Below are 24,966 nucleotides of genomic sequence, written 5' to 3'. Positions count from 1 at the left end.
AATGAGAACGGAATATAAAAGAGATATGAATCATAATTATCTGATCCTGACAGGAGATGAGAGAATCGATACAGATTCTTACCAGGTAAGGATGATCGTGGCCAATGCTGTGCCTGATCTTCTTCAGTGTCGGATACAGGGAATCGACGGAAAATTCATGGTGTATTATGATATAACTTCCAGGCATTCCATGACTGCGCTTTTTGAGGAAAAAAAGATGGATCTGGAGTCGCTTCAGGTGATACTGGGAGGATTTATACAGATCATGGAAGAAATGTCCGAGTATCTTTTGAATCCCTGTCAGCTGATCCTGGAACCGGAATATATCTATCTGGATGCGGAAAGAAAAAGTGTCCGATTTTGTTATCTTCCGGGATTTCATGGGGAAATACAGAAACAGTTTCAGAGTCTTGCGGAGTATATCCTTCCAAAGCTGGATCATGAAGACGGAAAAGCGGTCATGTTGGGATATAATGTATACAGACGTGCACTGGAGGACAGCTTTCATCTGGAATACATCAAGGAAGAGTTATATAAAATATGTAACAGCGACGAGGAAGATTTTTCTTCATATGAAAAAAAGAAAACAGTGGTCCAGGAAGAAAACAGGATGACAGAGGAGGAAAAAGCAGAGGATCTGTGGCAGGTGGAAGGCTGGGAAAGAGCCAGTGTGTCCGGAAATGAAAAACAGAAAAAATCTTCAGCGGACTCACAGAAGCGAAAAACAAACAAAATATGGAAGCCAGTGGCTGGATTTGGTGCAGCATTGGTGCTTCTTCTAGGAATTACGGCAGGAATGGCCGGCGGATATATTCCAAGAATAAGCAAAGAAATTTTTCTTCTGGGAATTCTTGCAGCAATGATACTGGGGATGCTGAGCTATATTCTGATCAAAAAAGTCTGTGGAAAAAAGAAAAAACTGGATACGCCGGTGCCTGAGCAGAAATATGGTGCGGCGGAAAAAGAGGCAGCTGTATATTCTGAAGATCAGAAAGAATCTGGTACGCTGTCAGGGAGCAATGCCGGTGACAGCAGAAAAGAACTGGAAAAGATCAAAAAAAATATCCCGACAAAAGCGGAAGATTTTTTAGATGGATTTGGTGAAACAGTAGTTCTTTCGGCAGGTGCATCCAAAGGTCCTGCTACATTAGTGAGCCGGGAACCGGGGGAATTGGCTACCATTTATTTGGAAAAAGATATCACAGTGATCGGAAAACTGGAAACTGCGGCGGATGCAGTGATCAATATACCAACTGTCAGCAGGATCCATGCCAAGATCCGAAAAAGGGAGGGGGCATATTATCTGGCAGATCTGAACTCCAGAAATGGGACTTCTGTAAATGGACAGCTTCTGAAAACAGGAGAAGATTATTTGCTGGAGGATGAGGATGAAGTCGATTTTGCACAGGCCCGTTATATTTTTTTGAAATAACAGAGCGAAAAATCCAGTTTTGTATCGTATTAATATGGGACCGTAGGTTGTCCGCCTGATGAAAATCTGTTAAAATAATGAAATAAATTCAAATTTTCAGATTATAACAGCGAGTTATGGGAAATATTTCCGGAACCGCTGTGGAAAGAGGCCGGAATTGGAAGAAATAAAAAAAGAACCTGTGACAGTTTTACTGATCCTCATAAATACGCTGATCTTTCTTGTGGTGGAATTTACCGGCGGCTCGGAGAACGGGCAGCATATGCTGGAATGCGGTGCTGCTTATGCACCGCTGATCCTGGAACAGGGACAGTGGTATCGGATGTTTAGCAGTATGTTTCTGCATTTTGGTGCGCCGCATCTGATCAATAATATGTTGGTTCTGTTTGTGCTTGGCCAGAGGCTGGAACCGGTAACAGGAAAGATAAAATTTTTTCTGATCTATATATTTGGTGGTCTGGGCGGAAATATGCTCTCTTTGTTTTTTGATATGTATGCAGGAAACGCTTCTTTATCTGCAGGAGCTTCCGGAGCTGTTTTTGCAGTCATGGGCGGTATGATCTATGTGATCATACGGCACAGAGGAAGAGTGGCGGATCTGACTGTCAGACAGATGCTGATCATGGCCGCATTTTCACTGTATTTTGGATTTGCAAGTGAAGGCGTGGATAACGTAGCGCATATAGGCGGTTTGTTGAGTGGTTTCCTGATCGCTGTAATTCTTTATCATCCCAGAAAAATATGGAAAACAGTTCCCTGACCGGGAGCGCTCTCAAGCGTGATGTCTCCACTGTGTGCCTGAGCGATCTGTTTTGAAACAGCAAGGCCAAGGCCGGTCCCGGATTCTTTGGTTGTAAAAAATGGCTGAAATATCGTAGCCTGCTGTTCCTTTGAGATTCCACATCCGTTATCCCGGATATCAATGCGGATGCCGGAATTTTCCGGAATGACAGAAAAAGAAATCTTTCCTCCGGGAATAGGAACGGCTTCCCATGCGTTTTTCAGAAGATTCAGAAGCATCTGCCGGACACGGATCCGGTCAAGAGCCATCGATGGCAATGAATCCGGAATATCTGTTTCAAGTGTGATCTCCAGATAATCCAGAGTAGGTTTTATGGAGGAAAGGATCGTTCGGAGGTAGCTGCAGGTGTCAATGTTTTCTCTTTTGACATGGCCTGCATTATTAAATGCAGAAAGTTCATCAAGAAGTTCTTTTACATAATCAAGATTATCCATAACATCATCCCAGTGCTCATATTCTTTGACCTCAGGATGTGCAGATGCGATCATCTGGAGTCCGCTGTTAATAAGAGTCAGAGGATTCCGGAGTTCATGTGAAAATTTTGAAAGTGTATAATGAAAATCGTTTTTAAATTTACTGACTGTAGTATCGTTGCACATATTATCACCTCGAAAAAATATTAACATCAGAAATTTCAAATATCAACAAGAACAGTATTGAAAAATTCGAGAAAATACGACAAAATAAGAATATAGATAAAATAATTTTGCAAACAAGGAGGACAAAATAATGGGAGATTGCATATTTTGTAAAATCGCAAATGGAGAGATTCCATCAGCAACACTTTATGAGGATGAGGAATTTCGCGTGATTTTGGATCTGGGACCGGCAAGCAAAGGACACTCATTGATCCTGCCGAAAAAGCATGCAGCGAATATTTATGAACTTCCGGATGAGACTGCCGGAAAAGCAATGATCCTGGCTAAAAAAATGGCAGGAAAGCTGAGAGATGCACTGAACTGTGATGGATTTAATGTTGTGCAGAACAATGGAGAGATCGCAGGACAGACTGTGTTTCATTTTCACATGCATCTGATTCCGAGATATGAGGGAGATGGTGTTGGTTTAACCTGGAAACCCGGAGAACTCAGCGATGAGGTGAGAGATGAAATCTTAAAGAAAATTAAAGAATGACAAATAGCCACTAAAGAGGAAAAATGAATAATCAGACATTTGAAGAGTTTTATCTTAAATACCGAAAAATATCCAGAGGGTATGCGTATGGGGTTCTCCATGACTGGAGCATTGCTGATGATGTCAGTCAGGATGTACTTTACAAAATGTATACTATAAAGGATGGCCTGAATATTGATAATGAAAAGATGATGTTTTCTCTGATCAAGAGGGCATCTATGAATAAGGCTTTGGATTATATAAAGAAATCAAGCTCCAAGCATGAGTTTGTCTGTTAGGAAGAAGTTGCGGCATTTCTGGAAGAACAGAATTCGGTCGATGCGGAAGAGGTATTTCTGCGTAAAGAGAAGAAAGAATTTATGTATATGGTGCTGAGAAGATTTCGAAAGAAACAGCCGATAAATTATGAGATCTTAATTCAGGTCAAATATCTGGAGATTTCCGTTGAAACAGTTGCAGAAGAATATGGTCTGACGAAAAGTGGTGTCAATAACAGGATATATAAAGCGAAGCGCTGGCTGCAGGAAGAATTTCGCAAAGTATACGAATAAAAGAAAACCCTGCCAGCCCGGAAGGGAGTGGCAGAGTTTTCATATGGCTGTTGTGGAAATATAGTCAGGCTCTGGCGCATTCTTCAATAAGATCAGTGATCTTACTGATGGAATCTACCTGGCCGTTTCCTGCCATAGCATCTGTATATTTCTGACGATCGGTATAGAGCTGGCGGATGGTTTCCAGAAGCTTTTCTTCTGTAATCTCCTCTTCTTCCAGCACTTTACTGAAGCCCTGGCGTTCGAAGGATCGAGCGTTAAGGATCTGGTCACCACGACTGGCTTTGGCAGAAAGCGGGATCAGAAGATTTGGCTTATGAAGTTCGCGGATCTCACAGATTGCGTTAGCGCCTGCGCGGGAGATCACGATATCAGCCATGGCAAACAGATCCGGAAGCTCGTCCTGGATATATTCATACTGGACGTATCCGGCAGTACCGTTGAGAGATTCATCGGTTTTTCCCTTTCCGCAGAGATGAACAACCTGGAATTCCTTCAGAAGTTCAGGGAGGATCTTGCGGACATTATCATTGACAGAAGCAGCTCCCAGACTACCACCGATAACCATAAGTACCGGTTTGTCAGCAGTGAAACCACAGAATTTACGACCGTTTTCCGCATTTCCGGAAAGAAGTTCCTGGCGGATCGGAGTTCCTGTAAGAACTGCTTTGTCAGCTGGAAGATTGGCGACTGTCTCAGGAAAATTACAGCAGATTCTGGATGCAGAAGAGAGACAGAGTTTATTGGCAAGACCTGGAGTCATGTCGGACTCGTGGATTAATGCGGGGATTTTTAAACGTTTGGCCGCGATCACAACGGGAACCGTAACGAAACCGCCTTTAGAAAAAACAACGTCCGGTTTCAGCTCTTTCAGAATCTTTCTGGCCTGGCTGAATCCCTTCAGTACACGAAACGGGTCAGAGAAGTTTTTGAGATCGAAGTAACGTCTCAGCTTTCCGGATGAGATTCCATAATATGGGATTCCAAGTTCTTCGATCAGTTTTTTTTCGATTCCTTCGTAGGAACCGATGTAGGAAATCTTATAACCAAGCTCCCTGAGCTTTGGAATCAGGGCAATATTTGGAGTTACATGTCCGGCAGTACCACCGCCGGTAAGTACGATGTGTTTCATTTGGATTCCTCCTGAATAGTCATATACTATCATTAAATATGAACTCTAACGGAGGAATTGTCAAGGAAAGATAGGATTACAGGAGAAAAATAATGGAAAATTTCAGGGATGCCGAACTGAAAAAATGGTTGGCAGAAGAATATGAAAAAGAAACCGAAGAGATGGAAAAAATCCTGTTTCCAGATGGAGTGATTCCTGATGATGGAGAAACAGAAGAGGAGGCAAAGGCTGCTTATCAGAGGCTTGTAGAAAAACTGAAAGCAGATGGTGTTTACAAAGAAGACGAAACTGACAGTATTAAAACTGATGATCATAAAGAGAATGTAAAAATCGTTTATCTGCCCGAAAAGAAAAGTCATAAAGCAGCTCGCGTAGCGGCAGCAGTACTTGTATGCTCAGCCGGTATCTTCGCCGCAAGCATGACCAGCCAGGCGAACAGGAGGTATTTTATTGATTCTGTGAGGTATTGGGTTGGACATGATACGAAGATTGTGGTAGATAATGATAGAACGAATGAGAAAGAATGTGAAGATGAGCAAAAGGCAATTGATGATATAGAAAAAGAGTTAAGTGTTGATATTCCACGCTTTTTATATCGGCCTGAGGGACTTGAATTCAAAGATTACAATATAAGTAAAGATTTTGAATATGCTTTATTGCAGTATGATTATAATGACACAATTATGACATTATATATTAATAAATATGATAAGGAAACCAAAAGTACTGGTGCGAGTTTAGATGGAAAAGAAATAGAAACAATCAAATTACCGGAGGGAGAAGCGAGCATTCAGGTGAAAAGAATAATGGCTAAAGGAGATAAGAAAGCCAGTTATGTTGCATATTGGAATAATTCCACAGAATTTTATCAAATAGAATCCCAAATGGAAGAAAAGGAGTTTATAAAATTAATCAAAAATATAAAATTTTGACGAGATAATGTTTTTTTTTCATCGTATATATAATGTAATGAAAGTTTAAAGGAGAAAGGCATTATATGAAAGAGAAAATGAAAAGAATAATAAGCATGTTGTTTTTGGCATGTTGCTGCAGTATATTATTTGTAGTTCCTGCAATGGCAGAAGGCTTATCAGATGATTTTTCAGTGGAAACAGATACGGATGGAGATTATGCAGAGGATACGACTTACAGTGTTCTTAGAGGCAATAACTTAAGTTTTGGAACAACAACGATAAAAAAGATGGCAAGTAATAAAGTTGGAATCTCTGGAATAACTCAGTGCCATCATGTATGCAGTAAAGTTTATTTGGATGTTTACTTGGAAAGAAAGGTAAATGGAACATATTCTACATATAAAAGCTGGAGTTTTACAGCATCAAACGCAAGTAATTTAGTTAAAGATCTTACGGTAATCGTACCAAAGGGTTATTACTACCGTGTACGAGGCTATCACGCAGCTAAAGATGGCAGTAAAGAATCAACCACAACCTTAACCAATGGTATTCTTGTAAAATAATAAATCAACAAAATAACACACCCCCCAGCGATGCCACTCCCCCAAAAAAAATAAAAAATCCAGTAAACTTTACATTACCTTCGCTGGGGAATGTCTAAAAATTCTGAATAATATCAAAAAATCTAAAAAAATCCCCTTAAAAAAAGAAACATTTTTCACAAAAAGACTGTCAAAAAACATATATTTCGTGTATAATAAATACAATAACAAACCGTTAATAAACAAAAAGTCGATTATTTCTTCTTGGAATTGTATATCACAGCGTTTCTGGACGATCGGATATCACAGAGAGATCCTTCAGGCTTTTTTGATATGGAAATTTCAGAACGTGGGACGGAAAAGGGGGCTTGTGCATGAAGATAACATTTATCGGTGCTACGCATGAGGTGACTGGAAGCTGTTATTATCTGGAAGCGGCAGGACGGAAGTTTCTGGTGGATTATGGAATGGAGCAGGGACCGGATTATTATGAAAATAAGGAGCTTCCGGTGGCTCCGGGTGATCTGGATTTTGTGCTTCTGACACATGCACACATGGATCATTCCGGAAATCTTCCGGCCTTGTATGCAAAAGGCTATCAGGGGCCGATCTATGCGACAGAGGCAACTTGTAATCTCTGCGATATCATGCTTCGTGACAGCGCACATATCCAGATGTTCGAGGCTGAGTGGAGAAACCGAAAGGGGCGGAGAGAAGGAAAACCGGAATTTATTCCTGCATACACGATGGAAGATGCCATGGGTGTGCTCCGGAACTTCGTCAGATGCCCATATGATAAGATCATCAAACCGGCAGAGGGAATCGAAGTAAGATTTGTGGATGCAGGACATCTTCTTGGCTCCAGCAGTATTGAAGTCTGGATGACGGAAGAGGACAAAACAGAAAAGATCGTTTTTTCCGGCGATATCGGAAATATCAATCAGCCGCTGATCAGGGATCCGGTATATATCCGAGAGGCAGATTATGTTGTGATGGAATCTACCTACGGAGACCGCAGTCATGGAGAACGTCCGGATTATCCGGCAATACTGGCAGAGATCATCCAGAGGACCTTTGACAGAGGCGGCAGTTTGGTAATCCCGTCCTTTGCAGTAGGCCGTACTCAGGAAATGCTGTATTTTATCCGACAGATCAAAGAACAGGGACTGGTTCACGGCCATGATGGTTTTACGGTATATGTAGACAGTCCCCTTGCCAATGAGGCAACTACGATCTTCAGTGAAAATGCATATACCTGCTATGATGAGGAAGCAATGGATCTTTTGAATAAAGGTATCAATCCGTTATCCTTCCAGGGATTGAAGACCTCCGTTACTACCGATGATTCCAGAGCTATCAATTTTGATGAGGACTGCAAGGTGATCATTTCCGCCAGCGGTATGTGTGATGCTGGTCGTATCAAACATCATCTGAAACACAATCTGTGGAATCCCAGAAATACCATTCTTTTTGTTGGATACCAGGCTATCGGAACTCCGGGACGGGCATTATTGGAAGGTGCTGTGGAGATGAAGTTGTTTGGTGAGACTGTGCAGGTAGCTGCTGAAATATGCAAAATGCCGGGAATCAGCGGTCATGCTGATGTAAACGGACTTATAGAATGGGCGAAAGCCTTTGAGACGAGACCAAAACACGTATTTGTTACGCATGGTGATGATACGGTGACGGAGATTTTTGCCCAGAGGCTTAAAGAAGAGCTTGGGTATGATGCAACAGCACCCTTTAGTGGAACTGAATATGATCTTCTGGAGAACCGGTGTATCCATGAGGCTGTCGGTGTTCGGATCGTAAAGGCAACTGCTTCGCCGAAAACAACCAAGGCTGCCCGTGCATATGAGAAGCTGCTGGCTATGGGACGTCGCCTGATGTCCGTGATCCGGAAGAATGAAGGTTGCCCCAATAAAGATCTGGATCGTTTTGCAAGAGATATCCAGTCACTGTGTGACAAGTGGGATAGAACGGACATTTAACCGGATAACAAAGATAACATTGAAACAATTATTTTGTCAGATCATTCTAAAATCACCCTGCGGAAATTTTTCGCAGGGTGATGATAAATACGATATACAAAATAAGATTATGTGAGATCAGCCTTCGTTCAATGCCTGGCGGATGGCTTTTGCAAGCTGATCCGGACATGAAGTTGGTTTGAATCCGCAGCGGATGCCTTCCAGACGGGAGATCACTTCATTTGCATCCATTCCCTCTGCAAGCTGTGCAACACCCTGTGTGTTTCCGGAACATCCGCCTGTAAACTTGATATTGTGAACTTTTTTATTATCGTCGATCTCGAACTCAATTCCTTGAGCACAGACGCCTTTTGTCTTATAAACCATTCTGGTTACCTCCTGTTCTGTTTATTTATCGATTATAGCATCTCTCAAAAAAAGTTTCCATAAAAAATAAAATTTGTTATAATGAACAATGTAGAAAAAGAAAAAGATACTGCTGAACGAAAAAAAACTGTGAAATTCAGCGGGATATCATATTGAAAGAGAGGATTTACAGATCATGAAATGTGTTGGAATCATAGGAGCAATGGAACAGGAAGTAGCAAGACTGAAAGAGGTTATGGAGAATGTATCCATTACTACCAGAGCCGGAATGGATTTTTATGAGGGTGTTCTGGAAGGAAAGAAGGTAGTTGTGGTACAGTCCGGGATCGGTAAGGTAAATGCCGGCATGTGCACCCAGATCCTGGCAGATCTCTTTCAGGTGGAAGCGGTGATCAATACCGGTATCGCAGGAAGCCTTAACAATGATATCAATATTGGAGATATCGTACTTTCCACAGATGTTCTTCATCATGATATGGATGCAACCGGATTCGGATATCCGAAGGGACAGATCCCGCAGATGAAAGAGTTTTCCTTCCAGGCAGATGAGTGCCTTCGTAAGATCGCACATGATGTATGCGAGGAAGTAAATCCGGAGATCAGGGTTTTTGAAGGAAGAATTGCTTCCGGAGATCAGTTTGTATGTGATCAGGGTGTAAAAGATAATATTGTAAAGGAATTCAGCGCCTATGCTGTTGAGATGGAGGGCGCAGCGATCGGACAGGCAGCAGCTCTTAACGGGATTCCATTCCTGATCATCCGTGCTATCTCAGATAAAGCAGATAATAGTGCAAACATGGATTATCCGGCTTTTGAAAAGCTTGCAATTGAGCACAGCGTACGTCTGACCCAGGGAATGCTGAAACGGATGGCCTGATCGGAACTTTGGAGGGAACCGTCATTTTTCTTCTGCATATACTGTAAGAGATAGCAGAGAGAGGACAGCAGAAGAGTTATGATCTATCCAGATTTTTATCCGTTTTATGCTACACAGGGAAGTCCTGGTTTTTATAATGAAGAGAGAGAACAGGAAAAGGAATTTGATCTGATGAGATCATACTATCCGGATACAGCCCGAAGGATCCAGGAAAAAGCGGAAGCACAGTGTCAGCTTTTGGATTATGAGGGAAGCCGGCTGTATGATGAATATCCGGATCGTTTCATGCTCTATCACATCTGTCACCAGGTGAAAGGACAGATGGAAGGAGATACCAGTGTACAGGAGATTCCAGGAGGGTTCCTGGATGATCTGATCGAAGTGCTGGTGTATCAGGAGATTTCCAGACGAAGATGCAGGAGGAAAAGGTGCAGAAAATGTTTCCGCACTGAGTATTAAAATGGCGGTTTACCCATGAACGATACAGTGATACTGGCAGAAGCGACCAAAACTGGTTCGCACAACATCTGTCCATATACAATAAAACAAAAAGTGAATATAATGGAAGTATGATGAAAACAATAAGGGAATTTTTAGAAGAACAGATTAATGAACAGCTGATACAGGCTGTTGTCAGTGGCCGCAGGACTGGCGAGGGACCTTCCAAGGTGAAGCTTCGTCCTGTGGAGCTGAAGGGTCAGATTTTTTACCAGGCGTCCATGACAGAAGGGACGAAGGTTTATCATAAGAATTTTACCAGGGAAGAGATGATCGCTTATCTGGAGCATGCCATGGAGGAATTTCGTCAGCTTCAGGCAACCGGACGCAGTCAGGATGGAAGTATCCTTATCAGCAAGAAAGGGAAAGCAACCATCAAAACAAAACAACACGGGCCTGCACAGAATGAGAAGATAAAGATCGCTCCTCATAACCGGGTGAAACAGTACATTCTCAGAGAGGGAACGGCAGCTCCGTTTCTGGTGGATCTGGGAGTTATGACAAAGGATGGAAAGATCGTTGCTTCCAGATATGACAAGTTCAGACAGATCAATCGCTTTCTGGAGTTTATCAGGGATATCCTTCCGAAGCTTCCTAAAGACAGAGAGATCACGATCCTGGATTTTGGCTGCGGAAAATCCTATCTTACTTTTGCTATGTATTATTATCTCAGAGAACTGGAGGGTTTTGATGTAAACATCATAGGGCTGGATCTTAAGGAAGATGTGATACGGCATTGCAGTGAATTGGCCAGATCTTATGGTTATGACAAGCTGCATTTTTACCAGGGAGATATTGCAGGGTACGAAGGCGTTTCTTCTGTGGACATGGTGGTGACACTTCATGCCTGCGATACAGCAACAGATTTCGCTCTGGCCAAGGCAGTGGAATGGGGGGCTCAGGTGATCCTGTCTGTTCCATGCTGTCAGCATGAACTGAATCGTCAGATCCGAAACGAAATGCTCCAGCCTGTTATGCGTTATGGGATCCTGAAGGAAAGAATGGCAGCTCTGATCACAGATGGTCTTCGTGCTGAGCTTCTGGAAAGCAAAGGATATGAAACCCAGCTTCTTGAATTTATCGATATGGAACATACACCAAAGAATATTCTGATCCGCGCAGTAAAAACCGGAAAGAAAAAGAGCAGGGACAGTTTTTCGGATACCATGAAGGCTCTTCATGTGGCTCCTACCCTGGATAGGCTTCTTTATCCGGAAGAGTCAGCCTCACAGAAGGGAGAATGACATGATGAAGATCCTACGTAAGGGAGCGATACTGCTGGTGATCTTTGTGGCAGTAGTAGCCGGGACCTCATTTCTGATGAACAGTCAGTCTACAGATAACCGCTCAGATATGAACGATGCCACACTTCCAGAGGTTATGGTAAAGATCGGAAGTACCCAGGCAAATAAGATGTATGGATACAGACAGCAGATGCAGACCGATTTCATGAGAGGAAGTATTACTCCGCTGGATACGACCAAAAAAGTGTCTTTTGAGATCAACCCATATGCTGATACAGTAACAGGGCTTGCTTATGAGGTACGGACTTCAGACGGAAGCAAGGTTATGGAGAACCGTAAGATCAAGAATCTCACGAAAGAGGACAACGGCTGTTTAAGTACAGAGATTGAGATCGGCAGTGACCTTCGCATGAACCAGGAGTATTCCATGCAGATCACGCTGGATACCAGTGAGGGGGAAGTCTACTACTATACAAGAGTGGTTTCCAGAACCCAGTTGAATACAGAAGCGTATCTTCAGTTTGTCAAGGATTTTTCCACAAAGTGTCTGGACAAGGAACAGGCAGATACGCTGACCGGATATCTGGAAGCGGAGGATATTTCCGGCGGAACGAATTACAATAATATTTCCATCAGTTCTGGACTTTCCAATATCAGCTGGGGATCCCTTTCTCCGAAGCTCTACATGGAAGGAGTTCCGCTGATCGATGATATCAATGAAACGACTGCAAGTATCACGCTGGATTATCAGGTTTCCGCACAGGATGATGAGGGTAAAACCGAAATTTATGATGTTACGGAATTTTACCGTATGCGTTATACAGAAACAAGGATCATGCTGCTGGATTTTAAACGTTCTGCAACGAAGGTATTTGATCCGTCTCAGAAGGTAGTTTCCGATGCAGGCCTGCTTCTGGGTGTCCGTGACAAGAATGTCACCTATGCTTCAGACAGCAGTGGAAAGATCGTTGCTTTTGAGCAGGATGGGGATCTCTGGTCTTATGCACCGTCCAGCGGAAAGATCACAAGGATCTTCAGCTTCCGCAAAGAGGAAGATAACGATTCCAGATATGTGCGCAACGAACATGATATCAAGATCATCCGAGTGGCAGATAACGGGGATGTAGACTTTGTATTGTACGGTTACATGAACCGTGGTGTTCACGAGGGATACAGCGGTGTCTGTGTTTATCACTACAACAGCGACCGTAATGTGGTGGAAGAAAAAGTATTCATACCAAGTACAGAATCCTACGAGTTCCTGAAGGAAGATCTTGGAACACTCACTTATGTAAACAAAAACAATCAGCTGTTTCTGCTGTTTGCACAGAAGCTGTATCAGGTAGATATTGAGACAGGAACCTCACAGGTTCTGGAAGAAGGAATCAAACAGAACCATTTTGTTGTGTCAGATACCAAGGCACATGCAGCATGGCTGATCGAATCCGGAGATGATGCAGGGAAGATCCGGGAAATTGAATTTGATTCTCTGAAAACAAGAGATATTTCGCCGGAAAGCGGAAAAAATCTGAGAGCTCTGGGATTTATGAATGAAGATCTGGTATATGGGATCCTTTCCGATGAAGACATTCTTACGGATGCCAACGGACATGAAACAGAGGGAATCAGTACATTCCGCATTGAAAGCTTTAAAGGAAAGGTGAAAAAAGAGTATCGTCAGGATGGCCTTTATATCACCAACGTAACGGTTGGCAGTACCATGATGGAGTTTGAACTTTCTGCAAAATCCGGGAATGCTTATACAGTCCAGAAAAAGGACAATATCATGAATAACAAAAAAGCATCCGGAAGCCAGATAGATGTAGCATTGATCACTACAAACCGTGCAGGAACGCTGATCCGCCTGACCATGACCCAGAAACCGGAGACAGACAGTCCGCTGCTTGTTTGTTCCAAGATCGAGAGTACTGAAGACTCATCGGTAACATTGGATACTACCGTTCCACAGGGAGAACTTTATTATGTTTATGCATATGGTTCTCTTGACCGTATCTATACCGATCCGGCTGCAGCTGTGAAACGCGCGGATGCGCAGACTGGAGTGGTACTTAACCGTGCGCAGCAGTATGTCTGGGAACGTGGAAACAAAAAAACAAAGCTCCAGATGAATATAGAGGATGTACCGGAAAGTATACGTACAGCCAACTGGAAGAAAAAAGAACTTCAGGATAGCCTTGGTGATATGGGAACGGTGATCGATCTGACCGGCTGCACTCTTGACAATGTTCTTTATGAGGTCAGTGCCCAGAGACCGGTGATCGCCAAGACAGGAGAAAATTCCAGTGTGGTGATCGTAGGCTATGATGAATATAATACCTATCTTTATGATCCGGCAACAGGGCAGATCAGCCCGTATGGAATGAATGACAGTACAGCGCTGTTTGAGAGTGCCGGAAATGTATTTCTCACCTATATAGAAAACGTCATAGAATGATGCTTACAGAGCAGGCCGGATGAAGGCCATGGGGTTACAGCAGGATGGCAAGACGGGAGTTCCCGTTTGGCATAAATCGGAAAACAGGAAAAAAGTTCCTGTTTTCCGGGGAAAGCGCGACAGGAAAGGGGAAAAATCAATGTTAAGTGAAAGTATTAAAAAACTGGTACAGTATGGGGTGGAGAGTGGTATTACTCCGGAATGCGAAAGAATTTATGCAACCAATCTCCTTCTGGATGCCTTTGGGGAAAGCGAATATACAGAACCGGAGACAGAGTATGCTAAAATCAATCTTGAGGAGACTTTGAACGAACTTCTTGATGAGGCTGTAAAGAGGGGCATCATCGAGGACAGTATTGTGTACAGAGATCTCTTTGATACAAAACTGATGAACTGTCTGATGCCGCGTCCTGCCCAGGTACAGAGAGAATTCTGGGATGCTTATAAAGAAGATCCGGAAAAAGCTACAGATTATTTTTATAAGCTGAGTCAGGACAGTAACTATATCAGACGTTATCGCGTAAAAAAAGATCAGAAATGGACAGTAGACAGCGAATATGGCAAGATCGATATCACGATCAACCTGTCCAAGCCGGAAAAAGACCCAAAGGCTATCGCAGCTGCCAAGCTGGTAAAATCCAGCAGCTATCCAAAATGTCTGCTTTGTCCGGAAAATGAAGGCTATGCAGGAAGAGTCAATCATCCGGCAAGGGAGAACCACAGGATCATCCCGATCACCGTCAATGACAGTCCATGGGGCTTCCAGTACTCTCCATATGTTTACTACAATGAACATTGTATCGTATTTAACAGTCAGCATACTCCGATGAAGATCGAGAGAAATACATTTATCAAGCTGTTTGATTTTGTAAAGCTGTTCCCACATTATTTCCTTGGCTCCAATGCGGATCTTCCAATCGTAGGAGGTTCTATCCTCAGCCACGATCATTTCCAGGGCGGGCATTACACCTTTGCCATGGCGAAGGCAGAGATTGAAAAGCATGTGACGATCCCGGGATACGAAGATGTGGAAGCCGGCATTGTAAAATGGCCTCTTTCCGTACTGCGTATCCGCAGCAAAGACGAGACGAGACTGATCGATCTGGCAACACATGTACTGGCAGGCTGGAGAGGATATACGGATGAGGCTGCATTTATCTTTTCAGAAACAGACGGAGAGCCGCATAACACCATCACACCGATCGCACGTAAAGTGGGAGATACCTTTGAACTGGATCTGACATTACGTAACAATATCACAACAGAGGAGCATCCGCTGGGGGTTTATCATCCGCATGCATGCTATCATCATATCAAGAAAGAGAATATCGGTCTTATCGAAGTTATGGGACTCGCTGTTCTTCCGGCACGTCTGAAAGAAGAGCTGGAGCTTCTTGAAGAATACATTTTAAGCGGCAGGGACATTGCTTCCAATGAGAAAATCGAGAAACATGCTGCATGGGTTGCAGAATTTCTGCCAAAATATGAGAAACTTGATAAAGATAATATCCAGGAAGTCCTTCGCAGGGAAGTGGGCAATGTATTTGTTCATGTACTGGAGGATGCCGGTGTTTATAAATGCACACCAGAGGGCAGGGATGCATTTATGAGATTTATCAATACTCTGTAAAAAAGTACGGAGGCACCCGGGGATGGATATGTATTTCAGGAGGAGTTTGTTTATATGAAAAACAGAGAAAAAACCGGAAAGGCCTTTCGGATAAAATGGCTTTTGCTGGCACTTGTGGCAGCTGCACTGATCTTTGTGCCGGCTGCATCGCATAAGGTGTCGGCGGCGAAGCTTGTTTATACCGTTAAGTTCAATAATAATTCAGGTACCAGCAAAAGTAAGACGTATACCGCACTGACACAGAACGTGACATTAAATACTACGATCCGGCTTCCGGCAGTACCCAAGGCTGTGGGATATCAGAATCTCGGATGGACTACACGGAAGGGGAGCAGTAAGGTAGTATATAAAGCAGGTGCCCGCGTAAAGGTCAGAAAAGATATGACTCTGTATGCGGTCCGCAGAAAGAGCAGATACTATACCGTAAACTTCTATCTTGGAAATGGAAGCACCAATTCCGCATATAAGAAGCTGCAGAAAAAAGTAGAAGAGGGTACATATTACACATTGCCTGCAGTTCCATCCAGATCGGGATATGTAAATCTTGGCTGGTCAATAGCAAAGAACGGCAAGGCATCTACTGCAAAAAAAGTAGGAACGAAGATTAAAATCTCCGGTAATATCAGATACTATTCCGTACAGATGCAGTCAGTAAAAGTAAATCTCCGCAAGGCAAACGGAACCGTATGGAAGACAGTAACACTTGGAAAGGGCGGTTACCTTAAGCTCCCATCTGTATCCAATGCGACAGGTTATACGTTTATGGGCTGGTCTAAGACCAGACGGACCGGTTCTTCCACAGATCCGGATTATGAAGCCGGCGAACTTCTGCGGATCAACAAAAACACCAATCTGTATGCGACAGTATTTAACCGTGCACTGGAGAAGGATATCAGCTCCGATGAGATGGCTCATCCGGCGATCGGTATGATGTACAGTAAGGTTATTTTTGTGGGAGATTCCCGTACTGCAGGAATACAGGCGACACTGAAAAAACAGATGAGCAGTTCTGTAACAAATGGGGTTTCTTTTGTTGCAAACCCAGGAAAGGGCTTGAGCTGGTTCCGAGATACAGGATATGCACAGCTTATAGAAGAGATCGACAAAACAGAAGGTTCCAAACCGATCGCCGTTATCTTTAATCTGGGTGTCAATGACCTGGGAAATGCAGGCAATTATGTCAGCTATATGACCAGTATCGCATCCACATTGAAAAGTAAGAACTGTAAACTCTTTTATATGTCTGTAAACCCGATCAACAGTACCATGATCACAAAAGCAGGAAGAGGCGCCCGTACAGAGGCACAGGTAAGAGAATTCAACAGCAAGATCCGTTCCGGTCTTTCTCTGGATTACAAGTACATCGATATGTACAGCGTACTTATGAAAAAAGGCTACGGGACCAATGCTTCCTACAATGGCACAGACGCTGACAGTGATGATGGACTTCACTACACAACAAAGACATTCAAGAGGATCTACTATTACTGCATTACTTATCTCAACACAGGAAGTATCAACGCATCTTATTATTAATGGTATAACAGACAGAAAAATCCCGTCTGCCGGAGACATTCCGCCAGGCGGGATTTTTCTGTCCGGCGGCCCGCTATTTTTCTGTCCGACAGGGCAATTACTCCTTGCACGAACCATGAGAATAGTCTATACTTAATTCGATACGGACGTTTGGAGGTCCGCAGGGACGTGTGATCCTGAATATGAGGAATGAGGTATAGATTATGAAACTGACAACAGTGAAAGAGATTTACAGAAACCGTGAACAGTATCTCGACAAAGAGATCACCGTAGGTGGATGGGTACGAAGTGTTCGTGATTCCAAGGCGTTTGGATTCATCGTACTTCATGATGGAAGCTTTTTTGAAACTCTTCAGATCGTATATCATGATAACATGGAGAATTTCGCAGAGGTTTCCAAGCTGAACGTTGGAGCAGCCATCATTGTTAAGGGAACGCTGGTAGCTACCCCTCAGGCGAAGCAGCCATTTGAGATCCAGGCAACAGAGATATCTGTAGAGGGAGCTTCCGCACCGGATTATCCACTTCAGAAGAAGAGACACAGTCTTGAATACTTAAGGACCATGACACATTTAAGACCGAGAACAAATACTTTTCAGGCTGTATTCCGTGTACGTTCTCTCTGTGCATATGCGATCCATAAATTTTTCCAGGAGAGAGGCTTTGTCTATGTGCATACACCGCTGATCACAGGAAGTGACTGTGAAGGTGCAGGAGAGATGTTTCAGGTAACAACACTGGATCCGAAGAATATTCCACTGACAGAGGATGGAAGTGTTGATTATTCACAGGATTTCTTCGGAAAGGAGACAAACCTTACCGTAAGCGGACAGCTGAACGGAGAGACTTATGCACAGGCATTCCGCAATATCTACACATTCGGACCGACCTTCCGTGCTGAGAATTCCAACACTACCCGTCATGCAGCTGAGTTCTGGATGATCGAGCCTGAGTGTGCGTTTGCAGACCTTCAGGACGCTATGGAGCTTGCAGAGGCTATGCTGAAATACGTGATCCGTTATGTCTTTGAGAATGCACCGGAGGAAATGAACTTCTTCAATTCCTTCATTGACAAGGGGCTTCTTGACAGACTGAACCATGTGCTTAATTCTGAATTTGCGCATGTGACCTATACAGAGGCTGTTGAGATCCTTGAGAAGAACAATGACAAATTTGATTACAAGGTATTCTGGGGATGTGATCTTCAGACAGAGCATGAGCGCTATCTGACAGAGCAGGTCTACAAGAGACCGGTATTTGTTACAGATTATCCGAAGGAGATCAAGGCATTCTACATGAAACTCAACGAGGATGGAAAGACAGTTGCGGCTATGGACTGTCTGGTGCCGGGAATCGGAGAGATCATCGGAGGAAGCCAGAGAGAGGATGACTACGACAAGCTGAGAACACGTATGGATGAGCTGGGTCTGAAACCGGAGGATTACGATTTCTATCTGGATCTTCGTAAATATGGTTCCACACGTCATTCCGGCTTTGGTCTTGGATTTGAGAGATGTGTCATGTACCTTACAGGTATGGGCAACATCCGTGACGTGATCCCATTCCCGAGAACTGTAAAGAACTGCGATCTTTGATCAGAACACTTTTGCACAGCAGGACGTTCTGTGCTCCTGAGATCAGAGAACAGCAGGGAGAAATTGGCAACAGGTATTGATATGTGTGACTGACACACAAGGGAGAACATTATGAGATTTATTCATCTTGCAGACGTGCATCTGGGCGCAGTTCCCGACAGGGGCTGCCCGTGGAGCAAAGAGCGGGAGGAAGAAATCTGGAGCACTTTCCGCCGGGTTATTGCGGGCATCCGCGAAGATCCGGTGGATTTGCTATTTATATCCGGAGATCTGTTCCACCGCCAGCCTCTTATGAGAGAGCTTAAGGAAGTAAATTATCTGTTTTCCACCATCCCGGATACCAGAGTGTATCTGATGGCAGGAAATCATGATTTTATAAGCAGAGATTCTTTTTATAATACGTTTGAGTGGAATTCCAATGTTATATTTTTCAGGAGCAGGGAACTGACCTGCGTTAAAGATCCCAGGCTTGATGTCTATGTATATGGACTGAGTTACTATGACCGGGAAATAAAAGACGGACTTTATGATCAGGCTGTCCCTGTCCAGAAAGAAGGAATCCATATTCTGCTGGCTCATGGCGGCGATGAGAAGCATATTCCTCTCAGTGCAGCAGCTCTGGCGGCGTCAGGCTTCGATTATGTAGCGTTAGGGCATATCCACAAGCCGCAGATCCTGATCCGTGACCAGGCGGCCTTTTCCGGGGCTCTGGAGCCCATTGACAGGAATGATACAGGGGAACATGGATATATGGAGGGACGACTGATCAACGGAAGGATCCGTACAGAGTTCGTTCCCTTTGCCTGTCGTTCCTATCAGCAGCTGGTAATGACACTTCACGAGGAAACTACACAGATATCTCTGGAAGAAGCGGTAAAATCCCAGATTTTCCGCAGAGGAGGAAGGAATATCTACAGGATCGTTCTTCAGGGAATGCGTTCGCCGGATCTTCTTCTGATCCCTGAGAAACTGAAAAGTCTCGGAAATGTTACCGATGTTGTGGATGAATCCTGGCCGGCGTATGATCTTGGTGAGCTCTACAAACGCTACAGCGGTACTCTGATCGGTGATTATATCGGCTATTTTCTGGCCAAAGAGGGTATGGATACCGTGGAAAAAAAGGCGCTGTATTATGGGCTTCAGGCATTGCTTGAGACAGGCAGCCGGCGATAAAGGGGCAGCACAGGAGGATAGCATAAGATGGTTATCAGACGTTTAAAAATAAAAAATTTCGGGAAGATCCGGGACAAGGATATGGAGCTTTCACCTGGGATCAACGTACTTTACGGTGAAAATGAGAGTGGAAAAACTACCACACATACATTTATCCGCTCCATGTTTTACGGCGTTCGCAGACTGCGGGGAAAGGCTGCTCTGAACGATACATATACAAAATATGAACCATGGGAAAATCCGGCAGAATATGGTGGGATCATGTGGTTCACAAGCAAGGGGAAGAAGTATCGTCTTACCAGGAATTTTTATAAAGAAAAGAAGTTGGGAGAGCTTCTCTGTGAAGATGATGGCAGTCTTGTGGATGCGGAACAGGGAGCTCTTGGGACTATTCTGGGAAATGTAAGTGAGGCAGTTTATGATAATACGGTGTCTGTGGCACAGCTGAAAAGCGTTACAGGAAAAGATCTCGTACGTGAACTGCAGAATTACATGGCCAGCTATCAGGGAACCGGTGACAGTTCCATTGACATGGGACGAGCCATGCAGATGCTGAAAATGTCCAGAAAAGGATATCTGACAGAAGCGGCCCGGCGAAAAAAGGAGCTGGAAAAGGAAAAAGAAAAGATTTCCGCAAACATGGAATATATCCGCAGAGAGATCCGTGAACTGGATGAGAAGCGTGATCGGATCATGCAGCAGCAGGACGGGATGAACATAGGGACCAGAGAACGGAGTACAGAGGATCTTCTTGAGCTTCGGATCGATCGTGTAAAAAGAAGACGGGAGCTGACAGATGCAGTTCTGGCAGTTGTGCTGCTTGGTGGGATTGTCGGTACCGGCTGCCTGGCAGCTTTTTCCGGGCAGGTCATTTTCAGTGTTCTGGCAGGCGTGGCAACTGCGGCGATTTCTGTAGCGGCATTGTTTTTTCGCATACGGCTCAGCAGGGAGCTGAATAAGAGAGAACGTCAGAGAGAGCGCTGGCATTCCAGACATGAGGAGCTGACCTGGAACCGGAACAGTCTGGACAGTGACTACGAAGAGAAGCATACAGCGCTGGAGAACCTGCAGGCAGAGTTGACGGAATGTGAAGAAAACACAGAAGTGATCACTCCGGAGGAAACGGAGATCCAGGCGCTGAATATGGCTATGGAGACGATTGAGGCACTTTCCGGAAACATTACGGATCAGGTAGGGGTCCGTCTGAAAAAACGTACATCTGAGATATTAAGTGAGATCACCGGTGGCAGATACCAGGAGGTTCTGATGGATGAGGCACTGCATATGTCTGTGAACACAGGGGAGCGTATCGTATCCATTGAGAGACTGAGTCGCGGGACACTGGAGCAGATTTATTTTGCCCTTCGTATGGCAGCAGGAGAGCTTTTCTGCAAAGAGGAACCGTTCCCTGTGATCCTGGATGATGTATTTGGCATGTATGATGAAGAACGTCTTGCAGCGGCTCTCAGGTGGCTGCATAAAGAAAACAGACAGGTGATCATAAGTACCTGCCATAAAAGAGAAATGGAGATCCTGGATAAAGAGAGGATTCCCTATCAGAAGCTTCCTATGTGAGCTTTTGCAGGAAGATTTCAGCATAAAGATCAAAAGCAAAGCAGACAGCAGATGCGGATCATGGATATCCGTCTGTTACAGAAATATAAAGCGGCTGCGCTTTCTGAGAAACTGTTATATCGTTCTCAGAAGGTGCAGCCGCTTTGCGTGCGTTATGATTTATTTATTTCTCATGCTGGCTCATGTAATTTGTTACGCAGCGTTTGATTCTGTCTACCGGATTCAGAAGGTGGCTGACAGAGGTATCATGGTTCAGCGTATCAATGATCAGAGCAATATATTTGCTCATATCGCAGCTGATGTAGTATGGCTTCTCAAGAAGCTCCGGTGACTGATAAACCAGGTTAGTAGTAAGAAGCTTGTCGAAGTAGCCCTTCTTGTAAGCATCGTCAAATTTATCAAGACCATCGGTAAAGAATCCGAAGGTAGAGCAGATGTAAACTCTGCCTGCTCCTTTCTCTTTCAGGAGAGACGCGATCTTAATGATCGTATCACCGGAGGAGATCATATCATCGATCAGGATCATATCCTTGCCCTCGATCTTTGGTCCGAGGAATTCATATGCTGCAATCGGATGACGGCCGTTTACATATCTTGAGTAATCCAGACGTTTATAGTACATACCCATATCAACACCGAGGACATTGGCGAGATAGATCGCACGGTTCATGCTTCCTTCGTCCGGGCTGATCGTCATGAAATGATCCTTGTCGATATGAAGTCCCTTTTCATTATTAAGAAGAGCCTTGATGAACTGGTAGGATGGCTGTACAGTCTCAAAACCATGAAGAGGAGTCGCATTCTGTACACGGGAATCATGTGCATCAAAGGTGATGATATTCTCAACACCCATATCGATCAGCTCATGAAGTGCATTGGCACAGTCAAGAGACTCTCTTCCGACACGTTTGTCCTGGCGACTCTCATAGAGATATGGCATGATCACGTTGACTCTGCGGGCTTTTCCGCCTACAGCGGCGATAACACGCTTCATATCCTGGAAATGATCATCCGGGGACATAAGATTCGTGTAAGGTCCGATCGGATAGGATAAGCTGTAATTTGTCACATCTACCATTACGTAGATATCATCACCGCGGACAGATTCGTTGATGGTGCATTTACCCTCACCGGAGCCGAAACGTGGAGTCTTGGCGTCAATAATGTAAGAATCGCGCTTGTATCCCTCGAATGCAAAGGAGTCCATTCCAGGATACTGTCTTTCGGCACGCCATTTGACCAGCCAGTCATTCACCTTCGCGCCTAATGAGCTGCAGCTCTGAAGGGGAATCAGTCCAAGTCTTCCTACCGGGAGTGTGGAAAAATCTTTTGTATTTACCTGTGCCATTTTAATTTCCTCCTAAAAATATTTTCTGTATACGGATGTCCTTCCCGATCAACGATATCATCTGATAGTTGCTGGCAATTCGGGAAAATGTTCTCTCGGAATAGGTATCCGAGAAATTTTTGAGCGTCAGATTCGTGGAAATGATCGTGGATTTCCTGCGCATGATCCGCTCATTGAGACAGAGAAAAAGCTGTGAAGATACGAAACTGTTGGTAAGCTCCGTTCCCAGGTCATCAATGATCAGAAGATCACAGTCATAGATCAGTTCCTCGTCTGTGCCGGTATCTTTTCGGGAAAAAGAATTCGCAGCCATCATATCAAAAAGATCGTAGGCGGAAAAGTACAGGACACAGTGGGTGGATCTGAGAAGCTCTCGGGCGATGCAGTGTGAAAGAAAGGTTTTTCCCACACCGGTATCACCATATAAAAACAAGTTTTCAAATTTATGGTCGAAGTTCTGCACAAAGCGCTGTGCAGTGTCATAGGCCCGTCTGGCTGTTTCCAGGGCAGACAGTCCCGTGGCTTCGTTTTTTATTGTAGCAGAATAATAGTCAAATGAAAAGCTGTCAAAATTCTCTTTTTCGAGAATTTCATTCAGATTGGACTGTGCATAAAGCAGTTCGATCTCAGCTTTTTTAAAACAGGTGCATTTTCGGCTGCCGATATAGCCGGTATCCTGACAGTCAGGGCAGGTGTAAGGCATCTCAAGATAGTCTCCGGGAAAGCCGTTTGCAACAAGAAGGGTGATCCGTTCATCGGAAAGCTCCTGGATGGCTGCCTTCAGATCCGAAGTCCCCTTTTCTTCGCCGTTTAAAAGGCGACGGACTTTGTCAGCACTTAAAGTTGCCACCTCGTCATCGATCTCTTTCAGACGGGGGATCTTTCCGTAGGCTTCGGCTGTGTGCTCCTCCAGAATACGGTGGTTCTGTGCCTGCCGGCGGCTGTATTCTCTCATTATAGTATCATATTGAAAATTCTGTAAAGGCATAAAGCGCTCCTTCCAGGTTCTGTTACTGATTATTTAAAAGACGTTTCTCATATTCCGCAAAATCATAATCACGCTGGTGGAAATTATTGAAGCGGTTGCTATTCTGAGGCTGAGTCTGGGGCTGCTTCTTCCTGGAAACGGATTTCTCAAGCTGGCGTTTTTTGTGTGCGGCATCCAGAAGCCGGATATCCTCCAGCGTATGTACGTTTTTCTTTTTCCAGCCGGAGAGGATCTTATCTGCATATTGGAAACTGGGCTGTCCGGTGGAAAGGACAGTACGGCTGCAGGCTTCCTGGATCAGCTCCAGATCAAAACCGTAGGTCTTGCGCCAGGTATCAATGTAAGTGATCTCGTTATCAACAGGATTGCGGCCGCTGATCCCCATAGCCTTCAGGATCGTGTAATAATCCTTGGAAAAACGGGAGCTGGCATCCCGGGCCATCTCGACGGTGGTGATGCCGTCTTTTGCCCAGGCGAGTGCAACAGTTTCAATATAACGCATACTCTTGCGGCCTCTGGAAACACAGTATTCCACCAGATATTCGATGAGATCCGCAGACATATGGAGTTCATCATAGAAAAAAAGGATCTTCTGCATTTCTGTAGGCGTCAGTGTTTTGGTCAGATACTGCTCTGTGATATAGAGAAGCTGACTGATCTCTTCGTTTTGCTTAAGTTCTCTGATCCGGTCAGGAGTGAGACTGAGAATGTAATCAGCGGAGCTTGGGACTCCCGGATCCGTGTTCCCGGAAACGGAAGCAGAATTGCCGGAACCGGTGAAAGTATCCACGGAAGCGCTGCTCTCTCTATGACCGGTATCCGCAAAGGGTTCCAGCAAAGTGATCCCGGAAAGCTTCTGATCTGCAGTATAGGTTAATGCGATCAGTTTCTCACTTTCCCAGTATTTCAGCGCACGGGAAATATCTCTTTCCGTGCAGAAAAGGCTGTCTGCCATATGCTCCAGGCTGAAAGAAGAAGGAGCGGCAGATACCATCCGGAGAAGGTAGATATATACCTTTACGAACTCCCCGTTGGCACGAGGCATGAAATTGTCAATAAAGCGATTGGAAAGAATCGTTACCTCCAGTTCCGAGGAATTCTGAAGTGAAATCAGGCTCATGATCAGCAGCTCCCTTTCTAAAATACAGCAGATATTTCAGGTGATATCCCGAAGTCCGCCATG

Annotated in this window: 23 protein-coding genes; 17 read left to right on the top strand and 6 right to left on the bottom strand. The window is 44.3% G+C overall.

The features are described from left to right. Position 1: 1 nt before the first annotated feature. Entirely contained in the window at positions 2-1,432 is a 1,431-nt protein-coding gene (locus tag LKD46_RS12375) for a DUF6382 domain-containing protein (RefSeq protein ID WP_110102755.1), read from the top strand. A 157-nt stretch (positions 1,433-1,589) separates the two neighbouring features. Then, on the top strand, positions 1,590-2,192 hold the full coding sequence (locus LKD46_RS12370) for a rhomboid family intramembrane serine protease (RefSeq protein WP_021652840.1): 603 nt from the start codon (positions 1,590-1,592) through the stop codon (positions 2,190-2,192). Here LKD46_RS12370 and LKD46_RS12365 read toward each other — a convergent pair. After that, positions 2,159-2,833, bottom strand: coding sequence for a two-component system sensor histidine kinase NtrB (locus LKD46_RS12365; protein WP_110102756.1), 675 nt, complete (start codon positions 2,831-2,833; stop codon positions 2,159-2,161). The two genes, LKD46_RS12370 and LKD46_RS12365, sit on opposite strands and share 34 nt — an antisense overlap. A gap of 130 nt (positions 2,834-2,963) precedes the next feature. Between LKD46_RS12365 and LKD46_RS12360 the strand changes: the two genes are divergently transcribed. From LKD46_RS12360 to LKD46_RS12350, 3 genes are all read left to right on the top strand, one after another. Next, positions 2,964-3,368, top strand: a complete 405-nt coding sequence (locus LKD46_RS12360; protein WP_015525628.1) for an HIT family protein — start codon at positions 2,964-2,966, stop codon at positions 3,366-3,368. Positions 3,369-3,391: 23 nt separating this feature from the next. Further along, entirely contained in the window at positions 3,392-3,646 is a 255-nt protein-coding gene (locus tag LKD46_RS12355) for an RNA polymerase sigma factor (protein WP_227574183.1), read from the top strand. An 81-nt stretch (positions 3,647-3,727) separates the two neighbouring features. After that, complete coding sequence (locus LKD46_RS12350) at positions 3,728-3,919, top strand: hypothetical protein (protein ID WP_092072266.1); 192 nt, start codon at positions 3,728-3,730, stop codon at positions 3,917-3,919. 64 nt (positions 3,920-3,983) lie between these two features. Here LKD46_RS12350 and LKD46_RS12345 read toward each other — a convergent pair whose 3' ends face one another. After that, positions 3,984-5,051, bottom strand: coding sequence for an undecaprenyldiphospho-muramoylpentapeptide beta-N-acetylglucosaminyltransferase (locus LKD46_RS12345; protein WP_092072263.1), 1,068 nt, complete (start codon positions 5,049-5,051; stop codon positions 3,984-3,986). A 92-nt stretch (positions 5,052-5,143) separates the two neighbouring features. Here LKD46_RS12345 and LKD46_RS12340 point away from each other — a divergent pair, with 92 nt between their 5' ends. From LKD46_RS12340 to LKD46_RS12330, 3 genes are all read left to right on the top strand, one after another. Next, a complete protein-coding gene (locus LKD46_RS12340) occupies positions 5,144-5,983 on the top strand; it encodes a DUF4367 domain-containing protein (RefSeq protein ID WP_015525631.1) in 840 nt (279 codons plus the stop codon). A 65-nt stretch (positions 5,984-6,048) separates the two neighbouring features. Continuing rightward, positions 6,049-6,528, top strand: a complete 480-nt coding sequence (locus tag LKD46_RS12335) for a DUF6147 family protein (protein WP_015525632.1) — start codon at positions 6,049-6,051, stop codon at positions 6,526-6,528. Positions 6,529-6,881: 353 nt separating this feature from the next. After that, positions 6,882-8,498, top strand: coding sequence for an MBL fold metallo-hydrolase RNA specificity domain-containing protein (locus LKD46_RS12330; RefSeq protein ID WP_059086203.1), 1,617 nt, complete (start codon positions 6,882-6,884; stop codon positions 8,496-8,498). Between the two features lie 117 nt (positions 8,499-8,615). Here the strand turns inward: LKD46_RS12330 and LKD46_RS12325 are convergent, their stop codons facing one another. Then, positions 8,616-8,864: a TIGR03905 family TSCPD domain-containing protein gene (locus LKD46_RS12325; protein WP_110102758.1), complete on the bottom strand. Its 249-nt coding sequence runs from the start codon at positions 8,862-8,864 to the stop codon at positions 8,616-8,618. Positions 8,865-9,039: 175 nt separating this feature from the next. Between LKD46_RS12325 and LKD46_RS12320 the strand changes: the two genes are divergently transcribed. The 9 genes from LKD46_RS12320 (at position 9,040) to LKD46_RS12280 (ending at position 21,447) form a co-directional block, all read left to right on the top strand. Then, positions 9,040-9,741: a 5'-methylthioadenosine/adenosylhomocysteine nucleosidase gene (locus tag LKD46_RS12320; RefSeq protein ID WP_015525635.1), complete on the top strand. Its 702-nt coding sequence runs from the start codon at positions 9,040-9,042 to the stop codon at positions 9,739-9,741. A gap of 78 nt (positions 9,742-9,819) precedes the next feature. Beyond that, entirely contained in the window at positions 9,820-10,200 is a 381-nt protein-coding gene (locus LKD46_RS12315; RefSeq protein ID WP_015525636.1) for a hypothetical protein, read from the top strand. Positions 10,201-10,313: 113 nt separating this feature from the next. Further along, on the top strand, positions 10,314-11,483 hold the full coding sequence (locus LKD46_RS12310) for a class I SAM-dependent methyltransferase (protein ID WP_015525637.1): 1,170 nt from the start codon (positions 10,314-10,316) through the stop codon (positions 11,481-11,483). A gap of 1 nt (position 11,484) precedes the next feature. Further along, positions 11,485-13,938, top strand: a complete 2,454-nt coding sequence (locus LKD46_RS12305) for a hypothetical protein (protein WP_110102759.1) — start codon at positions 11,485-11,487, stop codon at positions 13,936-13,938. Between the two features lie 139 nt (positions 13,939-14,077). Continuing rightward, positions 14,078-15,568 carry a UDP-glucose--hexose-1-phosphate uridylyltransferase gene (gene galT, locus LKD46_RS12300; protein ID WP_110102781.1) on the top strand — a complete coding sequence of 497 codons (1,491 nt, stop codon included), beginning with the start codon at positions 14,078-14,080 and terminating at the stop codon, positions 15,566-15,568. A 54-nt stretch (positions 15,569-15,622) separates the two neighbouring features. Next, a complete protein-coding gene (locus LKD46_RS12295) occupies positions 15,623-17,104 on the top strand; it encodes an InlB B-repeat-containing protein (protein ID WP_110102760.1) in 1,482 nt (493 codons plus the stop codon). A gap of 203 nt (positions 17,105-17,307) precedes the next feature. After that, complete coding sequence (gene asnS / locus LKD46_RS12290; protein ID WP_022426258.1) at positions 17,308-18,699, top strand: asparagine--tRNA ligase; 1,392 nt, start codon at positions 17,308-17,310, stop codon at positions 18,697-18,699. 111 nt (positions 18,700-18,810) lie between these two features. After that, positions 18,811-19,872, top strand: a complete 1,062-nt coding sequence (locus tag LKD46_RS12285; RefSeq protein ID WP_110102761.1) for a metallophosphoesterase family protein — start codon at positions 18,811-18,813, stop codon at positions 19,870-19,872. 27 nt (positions 19,873-19,899) lie between these two features. Next, positions 19,900-21,447, top strand: coding sequence for an ATP-binding protein (locus tag LKD46_RS12280; protein WP_110102762.1), 1,548 nt, complete (start codon positions 19,900-19,902; stop codon positions 21,445-21,447). Between the two features lie 163 nt (positions 21,448-21,610). Here LKD46_RS12280 and LKD46_RS12275 read toward each other — a convergent pair whose 3' ends face one another. From LKD46_RS12275 to LKD46_RS12265, 3 genes are read right to left on the bottom strand one after another with little or no spacing between them, the layout of a single operon-like run. Further along, the gene (locus LKD46_RS12275) at positions 21,611-22,795 is read right to left on the bottom strand and encodes a ribose-phosphate pyrophosphokinase (protein ID WP_015525646.1); all 1,185 of its coding nucleotides are present in this window, start codon (positions 22,793-22,795) and stop codon (positions 21,611-21,613) included. A 1-nt stretch (position 22,796) separates the two neighbouring features. Then, entirely contained in the window at positions 22,797-23,783 is a 987-nt protein-coding gene (locus tag LKD46_RS12270; RefSeq protein WP_015525647.1) for an ATP-binding protein, read from the bottom strand. 22 nt (positions 23,784-23,805) lie between these two features. Continuing rightward, positions 23,806-24,903, bottom strand: a complete 1,098-nt coding sequence (locus LKD46_RS12265; protein WP_195656157.1) for a DnaD domain protein — start codon at positions 24,901-24,903, stop codon at positions 23,806-23,808. Between the last annotated feature and the right edge of the window lie 63 nt (positions 24,904-24,966).

The sequence above is a fragment of the Blautia fusiformis genome, from assembly GCF_020686995.1.
Taxonomy (GTDB): Bacteria; Bacillota; Clostridia; order Lachnospirales; family Lachnospiraceae; genus Blautia_A; species Blautia_A fusiformis.
Note: the sequence above shows the minus strand (reverse complement) of the source record. Positions and strands in the feature narration are given on the sequence as shown.